At 72.0% G+C, this 18,278-nt stretch carries 14 protein-coding genes; 4 read left to right on the plus strand and 10 right to left on the minus strand.

Features of this window, described 5'->3' with window-relative positions; translation table 11 throughout:
* Positions 1–45: 45 nt before the first annotated feature.
* The 7 genes from ACWFRU_RS09295 to ACWFRU_RS09325 form a co-directional block, all read right to left on the minus strand.
* Positions 46–1,995 carry an ABC transporter permease/substrate-binding protein gene (locus ACWFRU_RS09295; protein ID WP_453685499.1) on the minus strand — a complete coding sequence of 650 codons (1,950 nt, stop codon included), beginning with the start codon at positions 1,993–1,995 and terminating at the stop codon, positions 46–48.
* Positions 1,985–3,574, minus strand: a complete 1,590-nt coding sequence (locus tag ACWFRU_RS09300) for a sugar ABC transporter ATP-binding protein (RefSeq protein ID WP_453685500.1) — start codon at positions 3,572–3,574, stop codon at positions 1,985–1,987. The genes ACWFRU_RS09295 and ACWFRU_RS09300 overlap by 11 nt, the downstream gene beginning before the upstream one ends.
* The gene (locus ACWFRU_RS09305; protein WP_453685501.1) at positions 3,571–4,587 is read right to left on the minus strand and encodes a LacI family DNA-binding transcriptional regulator; all 1,017 of its coding nucleotides are present in this window, start codon (positions 4,585–4,587) and stop codon (positions 3,571–3,573) included. Before ACWFRU_RS09305 ends, ACWFRU_RS09300 begins: the two co-directional genes overlap by 4 nt.
* A 168-nt stretch (positions 4,588–4,755) precedes the next feature.
* The gene (locus ACWFRU_RS09310; protein WP_453685502.1) at positions 4,756–6,033 is read right to left on the minus strand and encodes a DUF1266 domain-containing protein; all 1,278 of its coding nucleotides are present in this window, start codon (positions 6,031–6,033) and stop codon (positions 4,756–4,758) included.
* A 75-nt stretch (positions 6,034–6,108) separates the two neighbouring features.
* The gene (locus ACWFRU_RS09315; protein ID WP_453685503.1) at positions 6,109–7,458 is read right to left on the minus strand and encodes a cytochrome P450; all 1,350 of its coding nucleotides are present in this window, start codon (positions 7,456–7,458) and stop codon (positions 6,109–6,111) included.
* Positions 7,459–7,475: 17 nt separating this feature from the next.
* Positions 7,476–8,288 (minus strand): alpha/beta fold hydrolase, encoded by an 813-nt coding sequence (locus tag ACWFRU_RS09320; RefSeq protein WP_453685504.1) that lies wholly within the window; start codon positions 8,286–8,288, stop codon positions 7,476–7,478.
* Positions 8,289–8,426: 138 nt separating this feature from the next.
* Complete coding sequence (locus ACWFRU_RS09325) at positions 8,427–9,647, minus strand: hypothetical protein (protein ID WP_453685505.1); 1,221 nt, start codon at positions 9,645–9,647, stop codon at positions 8,427–8,429.
* A gap of 234 nt (positions 9,648–9,881) precedes the next feature.
* On the opposite strand from ACWFRU_RS09325, the gene phsA reads away from it, so the two are divergent.
* Complete coding sequence (phsA, locus tag ACWFRU_RS09330; protein WP_453685506.1) at positions 9,882–11,828, plus strand: O-aminophenol oxidase PhsA; 1,947 nt, start codon at positions 9,882–9,884, stop codon at positions 11,826–11,828.
* Here the strand turns inward: phsA and ACWFRU_RS09335 are convergent.
* Entirely contained in the window at positions 11,816–12,169 is a 354-nt protein-coding gene (locus ACWFRU_RS09335; protein WP_453685507.1) for a hypothetical protein, read from the minus strand. The genes phsA and ACWFRU_RS09335 overlap by 13 nt on opposite strands.
* 111 nt (positions 12,170–12,280) lie before the next feature.
* Here ACWFRU_RS09335 and ACWFRU_RS09340 point away from each other — a divergent pair, with 111 nt between their 5' ends.
* Entirely contained in the window at positions 12,281–13,090 is an 810-nt protein-coding gene (locus ACWFRU_RS09340; protein WP_453685508.1) for a PDZ domain-containing protein, read from the plus strand.
* A 139-nt stretch (positions 13,091–13,229) separates the two neighbouring features.
* The gene (locus tag ACWFRU_RS09345; protein ID WP_453685509.1) at positions 13,230–14,354 is read left to right on the plus strand and encodes an aminopeptidase P family protein; all 1,125 of its coding nucleotides are present in this window, start codon (positions 13,230–13,232) and stop codon (positions 14,352–14,354) included.
* A gap of 33 nt (positions 14,355–14,387) precedes the next feature.
* Here ACWFRU_RS09345 and treZ read toward each other — a convergent pair whose 3' ends face one another.
* The gene (treZ, locus tag ACWFRU_RS09350; protein WP_453685865.1) at positions 14,388–16,133 is read right to left on the minus strand and encodes a malto-oligosyltrehalose trehalohydrolase; all 1,746 of its coding nucleotides are present in this window, start codon (positions 16,131–16,133) and stop codon (positions 14,388–14,390) included.
* Between the two features lie 167 nt (positions 16,134–16,300).
* On the opposite strand from treZ, the gene ACWFRU_RS09355 reads away from it, so the two are divergent.
* Positions 16,301–16,852, plus strand: coding sequence for an FHA domain-containing protein (locus ACWFRU_RS09355; protein WP_453685510.1), 552 nt, complete (start codon positions 16,301–16,303; stop codon positions 16,850–16,852).
* Between the two features lie 36 nt (positions 16,853–16,888).
* Here the strand turns inward: ACWFRU_RS09355 and ACWFRU_RS09360 are convergent, their stop codons facing one another.
* Entirely contained in the window at positions 16,889–18,139 is a 1,251-nt protein-coding gene (locus ACWFRU_RS09360) for a M14 family zinc carboxypeptidase (RefSeq protein ID WP_453685511.1), read from the minus strand.
* Between the last annotated feature and the right edge of the window lie 139 nt (positions 18,140–18,278).

Below are 18,278 nucleotides of genomic sequence, written 5' to 3' on the forward strand. Positions count from 1 at the left end.
TCTACGGGGTGACGGTGAGGGTGGGGTCACGTGACCCGGGGCGGGTCAGGAGAAGTCGGCCACGTTCTTCTTCGTGACCACCTTCACCGGCACCTTCACCATCGACTCGACGTCCTTGCCGCGTACCGCCTTCACCGCGTTGCGCACGGCGATCCTGCCCAGCTCCTTCGGCTGCTGCGCCACGGACGCGTACAGCGTGCCCGCCTCGACGGCCTTGAGACCGTCGGGGGTTCCGTCGAAGCCGACCACCGAGACCGACTTGCCGGCCTTGCCGCCGAGCGCCTTCGCGGCGCCGAGTGCCATCTCGTCGTTCTCGGCGAAGACGCCGTCGATGCCGGGGTTGGACTGCATGAGGTTCGTCATGACGTCCAGGCCCTTGGTGCGGTCGAAGTCCGCGGGCTGCGAGGCGACGACCTTGATGCCGGGGTACTCCTTGATGCCCTCGGCGAAGCCCTTGCCGCGCTCGCGGCTCGCCGACGTGCCCGCGACGCCCTGGAGCGTGACGATCTTGCCCTTGCCGCCCAGCTTCTCCGCGAGGGTCCTGGCGGCGAGCTTGCCGCCCGCGACGTTGTCCGAGGCGACGAGCGCCGCGGCCTTCGCCTTGTTCACGCCGCGGTCGGCGGCGATCACCGGGATGTCCGACTTGTTGGCGCCGCGCACCGCCGGGCCCACCGCGTCCGAGTCGACCGGGTTGACGATGATCGACTTCATGCCCTCGCCGGTGAAGTTCTGCAGCTGGTTGGTCTGCTGCGAGGCGTCGTTCTGCGCGTCGGTCACGGTCAGGTCGATGCCCGCCTTCTTGGCCTCGGCCTGCGCGCCCTCCTTCATCTGGACGAAGAAGGGGTTGTTGAGGGTGGAGAGCGACATGCCGACCTTCGTCGTCGTGCCGGAGGAGGAGTCCTTGTTGAAGAAGGAGATGCCGCCGATGACGGCCGCCACCAGTACGGCCGCGAGCCCCATCTTCAGGACCTGCGGCCCCTTCTTCCCGCCACCGGCCGCCGCGCCCGTGGACGCGCCCGGGGTCGCCCCGGCCTTGCGGCGCAGGGTGTCGAGCAGAACCGCGAGGGCGATGACGACGCCGATCACGACCTGCTGCCAGAAGGCGGACACGGAAAGGAGGTTGAGGCCGTTGCGCAGGACCGCCAGGATCAGCGCGCCGATCAGGGTGCCGGACGCCTTGCCGACGCCGCCCGCCAGGCTCGCGCCGCCGATGACGACCGCGGCGATCGCGTCCAGCTCGTAACCCTGCGCGGCCTGCGGCTGCGCCGAGACCAGACGCGAGGCGAGGACGATGCCCGCGACGGCGGCGAAGAGGCCGGACAGGCCGTAGATGACGAGCTTCTGCCGCTTCACGCGAAGCCCGGAGAGGCGGGCCGCTTCCTCGTTGCCGCCGATCGCGTACATGGAACGGCCGATGTACGTACGGCCCAGGATGAGCGCGGTGACCAGACCCATCGCGATCATCACGATGACCGGGACCGGCAGCCAGCCGCCGATGGTGTCACCCAGGTTGGAGACCGAGTCCGGGAACGGGATCGGGCTGCCCTGCGAGATGACCAGGGAGAGACCGCGGGCCACCGAGAGCATGGCCAACGTGGCGATGAACGGCGGGAGTTTGCCGTACGAGACGAGCAGGCCGTTCACGAACCCGCACGCCATGCCCGTGCCGACGGCGAGTATGACCGCGAGCCAGACCGGCAGGCCCTCGGACGTCGCCGACCAGGCGAGGACCGTCGCGGAGAGCGCGGCCACCGAACCGACCGACAGGTCGATGCCCGCCGAGACGATCACGAAGGTGACGCCGAACGCGAGGATCGCGGTGACGGCGGCCTGCACGCCCACGTTGAGCAGGTTCTGGGTGGTGAGGAAGTCCCCGGACAGCAGCGACATCGCCACCAGGAGGACCACCAGGGCGCTCAGCGCGCCGTTGTCGAGCAGCACGCGGCGCAGACCGGTGGCGCCACCCGCGTTGCTCTTCAGCGTTTCAGTGGCCACGGGAGGCCTTCCCTTCGGTTGCTTCGTCGTTCTGGACTGCTGTGCTGTCATGGGATTCCGTGGTGCTGACGGCGAGCGCCATCACCGCGTCCTGCGTCGCGTCGTCCGCCGCGAGTTCGCCCGCGATGCGGCCCTGCGCCATGACGAGCACGCGGTCGCTCATGCCGAGGACCTCGGGCAGATCGCTGGAGATCATCAGGACCGCGTGCCCGGAGGCCGTCAGTTCGTTGATGAGCTGGTAGATCTCGACCTTTGCGCCCACGTCGATGCCGCGGGTCGGCTCGTCGAGGATCAGGACCTTGGTGTCGGCCAGCAGCCACTTGCCGATGACGACCTTCTGCTGGTTGCCGCCGGACAGCGTGCGCACGTGCTGGCCGAGCCCGGCCATCCGCACGCCGAGCTGCTCGGCGATCCGGGCCGCCGCGACGCGCTGGCCCTTGAGGTCCACGAGCCCGGAGCGCGTCGCCGAACGCAGCGTCACCAGGCCGAGGTTCTCCTGCACGGAGGCGTCGAGCAGCAGCCCCTGGCCCTTGCGGTCCTCCGGTACGAGCCCGATGCCCGCGCCCATCGCGGCGTTCACGTCATGCCGGGGCAGCCGTTCGCCGCGTACGTCGACGGAGCCCGCGTCGTACGGATCGGCGCCGAAGACGGCCCGCGCCACCTCGGTCCGTCCCGCGCCGACGAGCCCCGCGAGGCCGACGACCTCGCCGGCCCGCACCTCGAAGCTGACGTCGTGGAAGACGCCGTCGCGGGTGAGGCCCTTGACCGAGAGCAACGCGCCCCCGGCGTCCGGGCGTTCACGCGGATACTGCTGCTCGATGCTGCGGCCCACCATCAGGCGCACGAGCTCGTCCTCGGGGGTCGAGGCGGGCACCTGGTCGACGCTGCGGCCGTCGCGCAGGACGGTCACGCGGTCGCCGAGCGCCGCGATCTCCTCCAGGTGGTGGGTGATGAAGACGACGCCGACGCCGTCCGCGCGCAACTGCCGCACGATCGCGAAGAGTTTGTCGACCTCCTCGCTGGTCAGGACGGCCGTCGGCTCGTCCATGATCAGGACGCGGGCCTCCAGGCTGAGCGCCTTGGCGATCTCGACCATCTGGAGCCGGGCGATGCCCAGTTCCCGCACCTTGGCGCGCGGCGAGACCGGGACGCCGACCCGCTTCAGGAGTTTCTCGGCGGCCGACTCCATCGCCTTCCGGTCGATCATCCCGAAGCGGCGCGGCTGGCGGCCCAGGAAGATGTTCTCGGCGACGGTGAGGTCGGGTACGAGGTTGAACTCCTGGTAGATCGTGGCGATGCCGAGCCGCTCGGCGTCCTGCGCCCCGTGGATACGGGCTTCTTCGCCGTCCACGAGGATGCGGCCGCTGTCGGGGCGGTAGGCGCCGGAGAGCATCTTGATGAGGGTGCTCTTGCCCGCGCCGTTCTCGCCGAGCAGGACGTGCACCTCGCCGCGGCGCAGGTCGAAGTCGACCGAGTCGAGCGCGACGACGCCGGGGAAGGTCTTGCGTATCCCCTCGATCCGCAGCAACTCGTCGGGGTCGCCGTCGGCGCGGCGCGGCAACTCGTCCGTGGCGCTCACGTGTTGCTCCTCAGCTCGGTGGGGGACGCGCCGCAGGAGCGGCGTACGACGAGACGGGCGGGCAGGGTCACCGACTGCGGGCGCCTGCCCTCGATCCGGTCGACCAGGGCTTGCACGGCCGCCCGGCCCAGCTCTCCGGTCGGCTGGGCGATGGCGGTGATCGGCGGATCGGTGTGCACGAACCACGGGATGTCGTCGAAGGCGGCGAGCGCGATGTCGTGCGGCACGCGAAGACCGTGGGCGCGGATCGCGTCGAGCGCGCCGAGCGCCATCAGGTTGTCCGCGGCGAAGATGACCTCGGGCGGCTCGGGCAGCGCGAGGAACCGCTCGGTGGCCCGGCGCCCGCTGTCGGCCTGGAAGTCGCCCTGCCCGATGTGGTCGTCGGGCAGCGGGAGCCCGTACGCGCCGAGCGCCTCGCGGAAGGCCTCGACGCGCTCGCTGCCGGTGGTGGTGGCGGCGGGCCCGGCGATGATCGCGAGCCTGCGGTGGCCGACGGCGTGCAGATGGGCGACCAGGTCACGGACGGCCTCGCGGCCGTCGGCGCGGACGACGGGGACGTCCACGCCCGGGATCCAGCGGTCCACGAAGACCATCGGGGTGCTGGAGCGCGCGGTGTCGAGCATCAGCGGGGAGCCGCCGTCGGTGGGGGAGACCAGGAGTCCGTCGATCCTGCGGTCCAGGAGCGTGCGCACATGGTGGTCCTGCAGCTCGGGCCGTTCGTCGGCGTTGCCGATGATCACGCTGTAGCCGAGCGCGCGGGCCGCCTCCTCGACGGAACGGGCCAGGGCCGTGAAGTACGGGTTCAGCACGTCGCTGATGACCAGGCCGAGGGTGCGGGTCTGGTCGGTGCGCAGCGAGCGGGCGACGGCGTTCGGGCGGTAGCCGAGGCTCTCCACCGCGGCGATGACGCGGGCGCGGGCGGCCGGGCTGACCGAGGGGTGACTGTTCAGGACGCGCGAGACCGTGGCGACGGATACGCCTGCCTCGGCCGCGACGTCCTTGATGCTCGCCATCGCCGGTCCACCTCCTTGTGGAATCGATTACACGGAGGATTGGAATCGATTACACGGACGGGTGGCAAGACCCTGAGGGGTCAGCGAGACCAGATTGTGATGCGAGGTGCTCAGGTGAGCGGAGTGGTCAGAAGCGGCCGTGGGCGCCCCTGGGGGGCCGCTGCCGGATCACCGGAAAGGCACTGTCAGCCACGGGCTGTCCGGATCGGAGGCCAGCTCGCGGTGGGCCTGGAGCACCGTCGTGTACCAGTCGCCGAACTGCTCCTCGTCGAAGTGCAGGCAGCGGCCCAGGATGTACCCGGCGGAGAATTCCTCCCACGAGGCGTACGCCGACGACCTGGCCGCCTGGCTCGTGCGCTCGACCGCAGCCACCAGCTCCGCATGGGTCGCGTACCGGGCGCCGCGCCCCCAGCGGGCCATCTTCGACGCGCGCCCGATGTCCCAGGCCGCGACGGAGCGGACATGGCCGCCGGGCGGCAGGAGCTCGTCGGCGCGGAAGCGTGACTCGTACCGGATGACCTTGCCGACGAGGCCGCGCAGCGCGGCGACGAAGTCGTCCAGGTCGGGGTCGTCGCCCGGCTTGTGCGGGGAGTCCGGGCCGCCGGACTCGGCCATGCGGTTGCGGATCGTCACCTCCACGCACTCGCGCCACAGCTCGGGGCCGACGCGCGGCCCGAACTGCTCGATCAGCGAGGTCCGGGCGCCGAGCACGAAGTCCCAGTACCACGGGCTGACTTCACGCCGCAGGAGCCGCTCCTGCGTGGCGAGCCAGTCCTCGCGGCTGCGCACGTCCCACCACTCCGCGAGGCGCTCGACCTCGGAGTTGTAGCCCGCGCCATGCCAGTCGAGGGTGTTCCAGGCGTCGCCGTTGGCGAAGCAGAGGTGGGCGCCGCAGGCCAGGCCGTGCAGCAGGGTGGGGGACTCCGGGGCGCCGGTGCGGCGGGTCTCCACGCGATCGTGCAGACGGCCGTCGACGTAGAGGTCCGCGTGCAGGTCCACCCAGACGTCCCGCTCCTCCTCGGTCGTCAGATAGAACTGCTGGCAGGGCGTGGCCGCGTTGACCACCAGGATGTCGATGTCGTCGGGCAGTTGGTCCGCGAGCGTGCCGAGCGTGACGAACTCGTAGACCACCTCGGGGTGCGGGCGCGGGAGCAGTCCGGCGGTGTACATCTGGGCGATCCGGCGGCCGTCGGGGATGTCGACGGTCAGGACCGGGCGCTCGGTCGCGCCCGGCTCGATGTCGGTCACCGCGACCGGGCGGTACAGGCCGGTGACGGCTATCGCTCGCAGGTAGGTGTACGCGTCGTCGGCCTCGCACAGTTCGTACAGGTGCTCCTCGAGGTCGGCGGGCGCCTGCCAGGGTGAGCCGTCCTCGGGTGCGTCGGCGCTCGGGAAGACGTCGTCGTGGTACTCGTCCTCGGCTGCGGGGACGGCTGCGCCGTGCATGCGGGGGTCTCCGTGGTCGGTGGCGCGGGGGCTCGCGCGCGGGGCTCGCGGTAGATCTTGAACCGTATCCGATGGCTAGCGGGTCCCCGGCAGCTGGACCGGCACCTGGACCGGCAGCGATTTCAACCCGTTGATGAAGTTGGAGACAAGGCGCCGCGGAGGCCCCGCCGGTTCGAAGGGCCCGGCCATCACGGCGCGGAACTCCTCGTACAGAACGCGTAGTTGGAGCCGCGCGAAATGTGCGCCGAGGCAGACGTGCGGGCCCTCGCCGAAGGAGACATGGGGGTTGGGGGAGCGGGACAGGTCCAGGCGGCGCGGGTCGGTGAAGACACGTTCGTCGTGGTTGGCCGACGCGTGGAAGACGACCACCTTGTCCCCGGCCCGGACGGCCTGGCCGGCCAGGATCGTGTCCCGGGTGGCCGTGCGCCGGAACGTGAACACGGGAGGGTGCCAGCGCAGCAGTTCGTCCACCGCCGTGGGGACGGGGACGGCGCCCTCGCGCAGGCGGCGGTACTCCCGCGGGTGCTCCATGAGCGCGTGGAGGCCGCCGGGCGCCGCGCCGCGCACGGTGTCGTTGCCGGCGACGGTGAGCAGGAAGAAGAACATCTCCAGCTCGGCGGGCCTGAGTTCGGGGTCGGTCGCGAGGGTGGTCATGATGTCGTCGGCGGGTGCGCGCCGCTTGTGGGCCGCGAGGTCCTGCGCGTAGGCGAACATGTCGGCCAGCATCGCGGGGGAGCGCGGGTTCAGCGGCTTGCCGTCCGGGCCGAGCCTCAACTTGCCCGCCTCGTCCGGGTCTTGGTAGCCGATCACGCGTTGCGTCCAGTGCAGCAGCAGACCGCGGTCGCTCTCCGGTACGCCGAGGAGATCGGAGAGGTTGAGCAGCGCGTAGTCGTCGGTGACGTCGGCGACGAGATCGCAGGTGCCGTCGCTGTTGCCGTCGCCGTCCCGGGCGCGGGTCACCGCTGCGTCGAGCAGGGCGCGGGCCCGGTCGCGGGCCAGGGACTCGAAGCGTTCCACGCGCCGGGGCGTGAAGGCGCGGCTCACCAGGCGGCGCAACCGGCCGTGGTCATTGAGGTCTCCCCTGCTCGAACGAAGTTGAGAGCTTGGGGAAGGGTCCTGATTGAGCATCATGCGGCGGATGAACGGCAGGTCGGCCGGGTCGGGGTCACGGATCTGGGTGGCGCCCAGATGCGAGGAGTAGGTGGCGGAGTCCCTGAGCACGCGGACGACGTCCGCGTGCCGGGTCACCGCCCAGAATCCGGGTCCCGCGGGCCAGTCGAGCACCCGCGGCTCGTCCTGCCAGGCGACGGGGTGGCGATCGCGCAGGACGCGGTAGCGGTCGTGCGGCACCCCGTCCGCGTACTGCCGGGGGTCGAACACGTCGGGCACGTCGGGCACGGCAGGCACATCGGGTACGTCAGGCACGGCAGGGAGTCCGGTGCTCACGACGAGCGGCGGCCGGCGTCGCCCTCGTCGCCGTCCTTGTCGGCCCGCAGGAAGTCCTCCACGGCGCGGATGAGGGCGAGCGGCGTCTCGTCCATCGCGTAGTGGCCCGCTTCGGCCAGTTCGGTGAGTTCGGCGCGGGCGTACCAGCGCAGCCAGGTCGCGCGCATCAGCTCCGCCCCCAGCGCGGGATCCAGCGCCCCGACCACCGCGAGGGCCGGGACGGTCGAGCCCTCGACCCGGTCGTGGAAGTCCTCGCGCGCCCAGGAGTCGAGCCAGGCACGGAACGCCTTCGCCTCGCTGACGTCGAGCGAGCGCTCCACCATGCGGTCGAGCCAGGCCGCGGGCCGGGCGCCGCCGGTGGTGATGTCGATGATCGCGCGGCGGTTTCCCGGCAGCCGGTCGGCCTCGGCGAACAGCTCCCACTGCTCCGGCGGCAGAGCGAGTCCTGAGGCGGGCACCGGGGAGACGCCGACCAGCCTGCGGACCCGGTGCGGCGCGATCGCGAGGACCCGCTGGGCGACGCTGCCGCCCATGGAGTGGCCGATCAGCGAGAAGCGGTCCCAGCCGAGGCGATCCGCGAGGTCGACGACATCGGCGGCCCCCTCGGAGGTCGTGTACGCGCCCGCCGCGTCCTTCGCCTCCCCGTACCCGCGCAGATCGACCACCGCGTACTGGAACGAGGCGAGGTCGAGGTCCGCGAGCACCGGCGCGTACGCCGACCGGTCGGCGAACCAGCCGTGCACGGCGATCACCTTGTGCGGGCCGTCGCCCAGGAGGTCATGGGGGAGCTGGAAGGGGGAGGAGGCCACGTCGACTCCGATCGCCTTGAGGGAGGGCCGTTCGTGGCGGCCCGGGACCACGTTGGCCCCAACCCTCCGAGGTCGCAAGGGTGCGTGGCGCCGCCGAGGGGTGGGGCGGGTCGGGGCGTGAGCCGGGTGGGTGACCCTCTAGGATTCCGCGGCCTGGGCGTCCACGGCCTTCCGTTCCAGCTCGGCCAGGCGCGCGTCGGCTGCCGCCCGGCCCTGGTCGGTGTCCTGGAGCGACCGGTGCAGACGCGCTGCCCGCATCGCCTGGGTGTAGTCACCGATCAGCGCCAACTCATTACGCAGCAGAGCCAGTTGATCAGGATCGGGGCCGGTGTCGTCCAGCTCGCGGATCAGGTAGGCGCGGGCCGCCTCCACCATCCCTTGCGCCCGTGCGAGCTCCAGCCAGGTGGATTCCGGCTCGTCGTCCGGGTCCGTCCCGTAGTTGGAGTCGTCGAACGAGCGCGCCCACTCGCGCACCTGACCGGCCTCCTGCGGAAGCCCGGCAAGACCGCACCACGTGTCGTACGTCGTCTCGTGGACCTCGCGCAGCAGCGGCAGGTCCTCCGCCAGGCCGTAGAGCCCCACGAGGACGACCGCGAGCCGCAGTTCGTCGGACATGGGGGCCTCCGCCTCATGCTTGAGGAGGTGGCGCAGGAGGGCGCGGTCCGTGTTCCGCCGGTCGTACTGCGCGGCCCGCAGCGCCGCCACCCTGCGGGCGCGGTCCCCCGCCACGGCGTCCCAGACCGTGCGGTCACCCGTCCGCAGCAGGGCCAGGTCGGTGCGGCCCCTGGCGAGCACCTGCTCCCACAGGGGCGGACGCGGATGCGGGTCGAGGCGCCTGTACGCCACGTGCTCGACGGCGTTGAGAAGGAGGTGGTCCGGTTCGGTGCGCAGAAGCGCGGCGTGCAGGCGCGCGACGAGCTGCAAGGGGGAGCGCTCGGGAAGCCCGAGCGCGGTCCGCAGTTCGGTGCGGCGCGCGTCGAGATCGGGCACGCAGTCCTCGCGGAAGTCGCCCTCCGTGGCGGCGATCTCGGCGAGTATCCGCGCCTCGCCGTCGGTCGGCGACAGGCCCACGTAGTCATGCCAGCCGGGCAGGCCGACGAGGATCTCCAGGGCTTCGTCCACGCTGTCCCCGATGGTCCCGGCGGACCCCTCGGAATCGGCATACAGCACGGAGCCGTCCCCGCACACGAAGTACGTGCCCCCGGAATCGTCCCCCGCGATCGGTTCCAGCGGTCCGCCCGACGCCAGGCGGACCTCTTCGACGTGGTCCGCGCGGGACAGGTCGAATGCGAAAGGGAACGCGGCCAGCTCGGCCAGGCGTGGGTCCTGACGCAGCAGACGGAGTGCACGTTCGGTCATGCTCCGAAAGTAACAGCGCTCACTGCCAGCAGACCCACCACAGGACTCCCCGATTCCCCCGTGCCTTCTCCTACTGCTTTCGGATACTTTTCCTGCGGAATGGGGGATTCGTGGAACTTGCGCCGGACGCCGGGAGTCTTCATGTGTGAGGGGGGCGGCCACTGACCGGGCCGCTCAACCGGCCGCGCCAGAGCGGCCATTGCGTTTGCATTGATCAACACGGGGGTGTTCATCATGACCGACATCATCGAGCGTGAAACGGACCGACCGGCACGCGCTCCGGCCGACACGGACACGGACGCGACGCGGGCGCAGGGGGAGTTGACGCCGTTCGTCACGCCGTTGCCGGTGCCGCCGGTCCTGCGCCCGGACTCCGTCGACATGCGCGACGAGACGGATGTGCCCGCGGAGACCGAGATCGCGCTGCGCCCGGCCTGGATCCGGCTGCACCCGCAGCTGCCGCCGACCTTGATGTGGGGGTACGACGGCTGCGTGCCGGGCCCGACGATCGAGGTGCGCCGCGGCAGGCGCGTCCGGATCGCGTGGACGAACCGCATCCCGAAGGACAGCGAGTATCCCGTCACCGCCGTGGAGGTCCCCAGGGCCGTCCCGAGCCCCGGCACCCTGCCCGGGCGCGCGGGCGTCGAGCCGAACAAGGACGTGGCCGCGCTGCCCGCCTGGTCGGTGACGCATCTGCACGGCGCGCAGACGGGTGGGGGCAACGACGGCTGGGCGGACAACGCGGTGGGGTTCGGCGACGCCCAGCTGTCCGAGTATCCGAACGACCACCAGGCGGTTCAATGGTGGTATCACGATCATGCTATGAACATCACCCGTTGGAACGTCCAGGCGGGGCTGTACGGCACGTATCTGGTGCGGGACGACGAAGAGGACGCGCTCCGTCTCCCTTGCGGGGAGCGGGAGATCCCGCTGCTGCTCGCCGACCGGAATCTGGACACGGACGAGGACGGTCGGCTGAACGGCCGCCTGCTGCACAAGACCGTCATCGTCCAGGAGAAGAACCCCGAGACGGGCAAGCCGGTCTCCCTGCCCTTCACGGGCCCTTACAGCACGGTGAACGGACGCATCTGGCCGTACGCGTGCGTCGACGCGGCCTGGCACCGCTTCCGCCTGGTGAACGCGTCGAACGCCCGTATCTACGACCTGGTCCTCGTCGACGAGGACAACAACCCGGTGCGGGGCGTCATGCACCAGATCGGCAGCGACGGCGGCCTGTTGCCGCGTCCGGTGCCGGTCGACTTCGACGACGCGCTGCCCACGCTCACCGTCGCCCCGGCCGAGCGGATGGACCTCCTGATCGACTTCCGCGCGCTGGCGGGCAAGCGGGTGCGTCTGGTGAACAAGGGCCGCGGCCAGGCACCCGGAGTGCCGGACCCGGCGAACGACGTGCGCTATCCGCAGGTCATGGAGTTCCGTGTGCGGGACGCCGAGGTCGATGACCCCTTCTCGCTCCCGGAGGTCCTCTCGGGCTCGTTCCGCCCGCTGAGCCACGACATCGACCACGGTCACCGTCTGATCGTCCTGACACCGCCCGCCACGAAGGGCGGCGGCGGACACCCGGAGATCTGGGAGATGACCGAGGTCAAGAACGCGGGAGACGTCCGGGTCCCGACCGAGGGGATCATCCAGCTGCGGGGCGCGGACGGTAAGACCAAGACCTACCGCCGCACGGCCCGTACGTTCAACGACGGTCTCGGCTTCACCCTCGCCGAGGGCAGCCACGAGCAGTGGAGCTTCCTGAACCTCGCGGTGAACCCGCCGGTCACCCACCCGATGCACATCCACCTGGCCGACTTCCAGCTCCTGGGCCGCGACGCGTACGACGTGTCAGGCTTCGACGTCACCGTGGGCGGCACCCTGGCCCCGATCGCCTTCGACCCGAAGACGGAGATCCCCCTCGCCCCGAACGAGCGGGGCTGGAAGGACGTCTTCCTGGTCCCCGGCGGTCAACTGCTGCGGGTGATGGGCAAGTTCGACGGCGCGTACGGCCGCTTCATGTACCACTGCCATCTCCTGGAGCACGAGGACATGGGCATGATGCGCCCCTTCGTGGTCATGCCGAAGGAGGCCCTGAAGTTCGACCACGGGGCGGGGCACGGCGGTCATGACGGCGGGCATGGCGGCGCAGGGACCGGTGGCGAGGGGGGTCACACGGGCTGACAGAGCCCCCGGGCGGACAGCCAGTCCCGCAGGCCGTCGGCATCCACCAGCGGGAACTGGCCGTCCTTGCCGCAGTCGAGGTCGCCGCCCGACGCGCTCAGGTGCAGTGTCAGCTGTTCGACGTGCCGGCCGCGGGCATCGCTGAGCGTGAACCGCAGATCGCCCCAGCACATGCAGCAGAAGCCGTCGACGGTGAGGTCTACGGCCAGCAGCCGGGACAGCTCGCGCAGCTCGTCGGGGTCGCGCACGTCGCGCTCCAGCTCCGGCTGGCCCATCGTCCCGGTGATCTCGACTCTGGTGGTCCGGGCCCAGAGGGCCGCGAGGTCGGAGGCTGTCGTCATGCGGCCACGGTATCCACCGTGTCGGCCGTGAAGGGCGCACACATGGACGTCACTCGTTCGTGAATCGTCGCGCCGCATCACGCCGGGTAGGGCTGTGGCCGGAGGCGAGCCATGGAACAGACTGCGTTGCGTCCCAAGCCGATGCCCGGACAGGAGCCCGGCTCAGGCGGCAAGTTCGGTACAGGCGGCAAGTTCGGCAGAGGCGGCGGACTCGGCAGAGGCGGCGGATTCGGTGCCGGTCAGAAGTTCGGCGTCGGGCGAAGGCTGGGCATCGGGCGGAAGGCCCGCGCCGGGCAGCCGCCCGGCACGGGGCCCAGGTCCGCGCCCGGCCACCGCCCGCACGCGGCGCGGCGGCGCGGGCGGCGGCTTGTCACCCTGCTCCTCGGACTGCTCTTCTCGGTCGGCCTCGTGCTCGCGGGGGTGGGGCTCGGCACCGTGAGCGCCACCGTCATCGGCATGAGCAAACTCGCCGACATGCAGAAGCAGGCGCAGGCCGCCCAGGGCGGCGCCAAGGGGCCGGGGGGCCAGGGCCAGACGGCCCCTGGTGGGCAGGCCGCTCCCGGTGGCCAGGCGGCCCCCGGCGGCGCGGCCGGGCCCGTCGCCCCGCCGGAGCCGCCGCGGAAGGAGCCGGGCGGGGCCGGGGAGCGGACCGCGCGCCCCACGCTCGGCGTGGAGGCCGTCGACGCTCCCGGGGGCGCCGGGGCCCTGCTCGTCGGCGTGCACAGCCCGGGCCCCGGCCACACCGCGGGGCTCGTACGGGGCGACGTCCTGCTCGCCTTCGGCAAGACCCGCATTGCGTCGGCCAAGGCGCTGGCGGCCGCGGTCGCCGCTGCTGCCCCGGGGAGGAACGTCACCGTGACCGTGCGCCACGCGAACGGGGGGCGGCAGTACCTGTCGGTGACGCCGGGCTTCGTGACATGACATGCCGGGAGGTGAGAAGTGAGGTGGCGTGACGTGACGGGGCCGCCGAAATCGGCTCGCGCATGCCCTGGGGCAGGGGCAGGATCGGCAGCACCGGCACCGCGCCGTACACGCCGCAGCGAGCAGCCCTGGAGGCCCCATGACCGGCACCCCCGCGCCCTTCACCGCCGACGACTACAAGGCCCGCATGGACCGCGCCGCGGCAGCCGCGGCGGACGCGGGGCTCGCCGGACTGCTCGTCGCGCCGGGCCCCGACATGGTCTGGCTCACGGGGTACGCGCCGACGGCCGCCACCGAGCGCCTCACCGTCCTCGTGCTCGCCGCGGGCCGGCAGCCGGTGCTCGTGGTGCCCACCCTGGAGGCACCGGACGCGGAACTGGCCGCGGGCGCGCGGGCGCTCTCCCTGCGGGACTGGACCGACGGCAAGGACCCCTATGCCGCGACCGCGCCGCTCCTGGACGTCGACGGGCGCTTCGGGATCAGCGACAACTCCTGGGCCATGCATCTCCTGGGCTTCCAGAAGGAGCTGCCGAACACCTCGTACGTGTCCCTGACCGAGGCGCTGCCCATGCTGCGCGCCGTCAAGGACGCCGCCGAGCTTGAGCGCCTAGCGGCGGCCGGCGCCGCCGCGGACTCGGCGTACGAAGAGATCAAGAAGGTCCCCTTCGCGGGCCGCAAGGAGACCGACATAGCCGCCGATCTCGCCGATCTGCTGCGGCGGTTCGGGCACTCCCAGGTCGACTTCACCGTCGTCGGCTCCGGGCCGAACGGCGCCAACCCGCACCACGAGGCGGGCGCCCGCGTCATCGAGGACGGCGACATGGTCGTCCTCGACTTCGGCGGCCTCCTGCACGGCTACGGCTCGGACACCTCGCGCACGGTGCACGTGGGCGAGCCCAGTACCGAGGAACAGCGGGTCCACGACATCGTGCGCGAGGCGCAGGAAGCGGGCTGTGCGGCGGTACGGCCCGGTGCCGCCTGTCAGGACGTCGACAGGGCGGCACGGGCGGTCATCGCCGATGCCGGGTACGGCGAGAACTTCATCCACCGCACCGGACACGGCATCGGTGTCACCACCCATGAGCCGCCCTACATGATCGAGGGCGAGGAACTGCCGCTCGTGCCCGGCATGTGCTTCTCCGTGGAGCCCGGCATCTACCTGCCGGGCCGCTTCGGAGTGCGCGTCGAGGACATAGTGACGGTCACCGAGGACGGCGTACGGCGCCTCAACACCACGCCGCGCGAGCTCGCCGTCGTCAACTGACCGCCCGCGCAAGCCTCCTGAGCCGCCGCGGCCTCACGGCATGGCGAGCACCGCGCACGACTCGGCGGGCAGCCGCAGCAGCCCGTCCGCCCCGGGCGCCGCGACCGGCTCCCAGGCCGCGAGCACCCGGGCGCCCCGGCCGTCCAACGGGATGTCGGCCGGCTCCTTGCCGATGTTCACCGCGATCCGCAGGTCGCCGCGCCGGACCGCGAACCAGCGCCTCTCCTCGTCGTAGGCGACCCGGAGCGCCGCCAGGTCGGGGTCGAGGAGGTCGCCGCGGGCGCGGCGCAGGGCGATCAGTTCGCGGTACCAGGCCAGCACGCGCGCGTGGGGGTCGGTCAGGGGCTCGGCCCAGTCGAGACAGGAGCGGTCCCGGGTGGCCGGGTCCTGCGGATCGGGGATGTCCCCCTCGGCCCAGCCGTGCGCCGCGAACTCCCGCCGCCTGCCCCGGCGTACGGCTTCCGCGAGCTCGGGATCGGTGTGGTCGGTGAAGAACTGCCAGGGCGTCGTGGCGCCCCACTCCTCGCCCATGAAGAGCATCGGCGTGAACGGCCCGGTGAGGGTGAGCGCGGCGGCGCAGGCGAGCAGACCGGGGGAGAGGGCGGCGGAGAGCCGGTCTCCTTGCGCGCGGTTGCCGATCTGGTCGTGGGTCTGCGTGTAGCCGAGGAAGCGGTACGCGGGCGTGCGGGCGCGGTCCACGGGGCGGCCGTGCCGGCGTCCCCGGAAGGTCGAGTACGTCCCGTCGTGGAAGAAGCCGCCCGTCAGCGTCTTGGCGAGCGCGGCGAAGGGTGCTCGGGCGAAGTCTTCGTAGTAGCCGTGTGCTTCCCCGGTCAGTGTGGTGTGCAGCGCGTGGTGGAAGTCGTCGTTCCACTGCGCGTGCAGGCCCAGACCGCCCTGAGCGCGCGGCGTGATGACCCGCGGGTCTCCCTGGTCGGACTCGGCGATCAGCGAGAGCGGCCTGCCGAGTTCCTCGGACAGCTCGTCCACGGCCGCCGACAGTTCCTCCAGGAAGTGGCACGCGCGCGTGTCCCGCAGCGCGTGCACCGCGTCCAGGCGCAGGCCGTCCAGACGGTAGTCGCGCAGCCAGGCGAGCGCGCTGCCGATCAGATAGGCGCGCACCTCGTCCGAGCCCGGGGCGTCGAGGTTGACCGCCGCGCCCCAGGGAGTCTGGTGGGTCTCCGTGAAGTAGGGCCCGAACGCGGGCAGATGGTTGCCGGACGGGCCGAGGTGGTTGTGGACCACGTCGAGCACGACGCCGATGCCGTGCGCGTGCGCGGCGTCGACAAATCGTTTCAGCGCCTCGGGGCCGCCGTACGGCTCGTGCACGGCCCACAGGGAGACGCCCTCGTACCCCCAGCCGTGCCGCCCGGGGAACGGGCAGAGCGGCATCAGCTCCACATGGGTGACGCCGAGCTCGGCGAGGTGGCCGAGCCGCCCCGCCGCCGAGTCGAGCGTGCCGTCCGGTGTGTACGTCCCCACATGCAGCTCGTACAGGACCGCGTCCCGCACCCCGCGCCCCGCCCAGGGCGCGCGCCACGCGTAGCGGTCGTGGTCCACGACGGCGCTGAGCCCGTCGGGGCCGTCCGGCTGGCTCCGTGAGCGGGGATCGGGCAGCACGGGGCCGTCGTCGAGCGAGAAGCCGTACCGCGCCCCGTCGGCGGCTTCCGCCTCCACCGTCCACCATCCGGCCCGGCCGTCGGCGCGCGCCATCGCACGCGTGCTGCCCTCGCACAGCAGTGCGACGCGTTCGGCTTCCGGTGCCCACACCTCGAACTCCACCGACCGTTCCCCCTTGTCCGCCATCCGCTGTCGTCCGTCCGTCCTGATCCGTACGTCATCCGTGGTGACGTCCGTTCCGTCGTGTCCATCGTGCTGCAGAAGTGATCGGTTCGCGGTCGTTACGCGTTTTCTGGACACCCCGGCCGAGCTGACCGACAATCACCAGGGTGACGTCGTCCTTTGAGATCCACACGTACCCCGCGCGGCTGACCGACGCCGAGCGCGACAGGGCGCTGCAGGTGCTCAGGGAGGGCGCTGCCCTCGGCAAGCTGTCGCACGACACGTTCGTGCGGCGCATGGAGCTGGCGCTCGCGGCCCGCCAGCCGGACGAACTCGCCGCGCTCACCGCCGATCTGCGGACCGAGGGCCGTTTCTCGCGGGCGGTGTTCGGCACCGTCGGCGCGGTCTCCGGGTTCACGGTCCGGCTGCGCAGGGCCTGGCAGGCCGAGAAGCTCCCGAAGCTGCTCCTGCCGGTTCCGGGGAACCCCTGTCCGCTGCGGATCGGCCGTGACCCCGCGAACGGACTCAGGCTCAGCCACGAGACGGTCTCCCGGGTGCACGCCGAGCTGAGCAGGCAGGGCGGCATGTGGGTGCTGCGCGACCTCGGATCGACCAACGGCACGTCCGTGAACGGCCGCAGGGTGATCGGGGCGGCCGTCGTCCAGGACGGCGATCAGGTCAGCTTCGGGAAGATGGGCTTCCGCCTCTCCGGTTCGTGAAGCCCCTCCGGGAGAGGACGCGTGCCGTGGGCGTGGCTAACCGGCCCCCACGCGCGCGTGGCGCGCGGCCGCGACCGTCGTCCTTGACTGGTGCTCGACCTGGTCCTCCAGCGGCACCCAGCGCGCCCTGAACCGCTCGGCGAACGCGTCGCTCCACCGCAGGACCAGCCGTTCGAGGCGGGGCGCCGCCGGGTCGCCCGCCGTCACGAGGACCCGCAGCAGCATCGCGGCGGCCCGCAGCGGAAGACGGCGACCGAAGGCGTCGACGCTCCCGATGTACGCCATCGACGTCCCCGCGGGCGGCAGCCTGGCCCAGTCGTCGGCGAGGCCGGGCACCAGGTCGAGCGCCCAGCGCGCCGCGCGTAGGAGCGGCCCCTGCGCCTCCGGGAGCCGCGGGAGCGCCTCGTGGAGGATGTCCTCGACCAGCCCCGCGTCGTGGCGCAGCCGCCGCGAGAAGCCGCGCAGCGCGCGCACCGGGGAGGGGTGCGCGGCGGCGTCGTCCACGAGGTCGCTGGCCCACATGGGGACCTCGACGATGGCGGTCAGGCCGCCGTACCGGTGGGCGTGGTGCCAGGTCGTGTGCCGGGCGTCCTCGGGGAGGCTCGGGTAGGCGGCCGCCGAGCCGGGCCCGGGCAGCACATGCACCCCCGGTCCCGAGACCGGCCAGCCCGCGGCGTCCGAGGCCCCCGTCTCCACCGGTATGTGCAGCTCGGCCGCGGACTTGGCGAACGGTTCCGCGAGCCCCGGGATGTCCCGCGTCAACTGCACCCAGCTGCCGCCGAGATCGGTTCCGTGCAGCGACACCTGCAAGTAGGGCCGCAGTTCGTCGATGACGCCGGTCAGGGCGCGGGTCTCCGGAGGCAGCTGGTCGGGCGGCAGCACCGAGGGGGACCACTCGGGCTGCTCGGGGCCCGCGGGCCGGAAGAAGTGCCGGTGGTAGTCGAACAGGGTGCGCGGGGCCGGTGTGCGGTGCAGGTTCGCCCCGTCCGGGTCGGCGCACAGCAGGAAGTGCCAGGAGGTGTCGGCGCGCAGGTCCGCGTCCCGCAGGGCCCACTCCGCGAGGTGCAGCAGCGTCGAGCCGCCCGTGGGTTCGTTCGCGTGCGCGCCGGCGACGACCAGGACGGCACGCGGGGAGCGGCCGACGGACAGCAGGTGCAGAGGTCTTCCCGCGCGCGAGGCGCCCACTTGGCGCAAGGTGCTGAGCTCGGGGCGGTGGGCCGCCAACTCCCGGGCGGACAGCACGAGTTCGGCCACATTGGGATAGCGCTGGTCCGCCAGTTGACTCACCCCCGCCTTGTCCGCTGACGCAATCCGCAGTACGCCACGGGGCCGGGCACGTGTCAAGCGCGCGGCCCAAGGGATGTCAGCCCACGTCGGCGTTGTCCCGCAGCGTCACTCGAATGGGTGTATGCGGACTGCGTGGGGC

It is taken from the genome of Streptomyces sp. NPDC055099 (assembly GCF_053607685.1).